This window comes from Pseudomonas sp. P5_B2, from assembly GCF_056400445.1.
Genome location: NZ_JBFULH010001513.1, coordinates 1 through 530 on the forward strand (window position 1 = coordinate 1; position 530 = coordinate 530).

Below are 530 nucleotides of genomic sequence, written 5' to 3' on the forward strand. Positions count from 1 at the left end.
CACAAGCGCCTGACGACGTGGCTTTGAGCCGCTATCAGGATGCGATGACGCCTCATTCACGGTAAAGATATGTAATTTACCGAATTAAGACAAAACCCCTTGCAAGTCACGGCCTACAAGGGATTGAGCCCTCCAGTTGCGACATTCGGTCACGGGGTGACTTGTAGTTAATTTTCCGTCACCCGTCATAATCCCTTGAAGGGCACAAAGTTCGCCTGCAAAATGCCGCGCCCCGCCCTGATTCGGCGGGATCGTGCTGATCGGCCGCCCCAGCCGCACCATCCGAAGTGCCTGGGTTTACTCAATAAGATCACGCAGGAGATTTGACGTGCACATTGGTGTTCCTCTCGAAACCCAGACGGGTGAAACACGGGTTGCTGCAACCCCGGAAACCATCAAAAAGCTGATCGGCCAGGGTCATAAGGTCACTGTGCAGAGCGGCGCCGGCATTAATGCCAGTGTTGTCGACAGTGCTTATGAAGCGGCAGGCGCAACGATTGGCAGCGCCAACGATGCGTTTGGGGCCGAGC

At 55.5% G+C, this 530-nt stretch carries 1 pseudogene; it reads left to right on the plus strand.

Features of this window, described 5'->3' with window-relative positions:
- Nucleotides 1–328 precede the first annotated feature (328 nt).
- Nucleotides 329–530, plus strand: a pseudogene (locus tag AC1DRJ_RS32125) (NAD(P)(+) transhydrogenase (Re/Si-specific) subunit alpha); the annotation flags it as partial.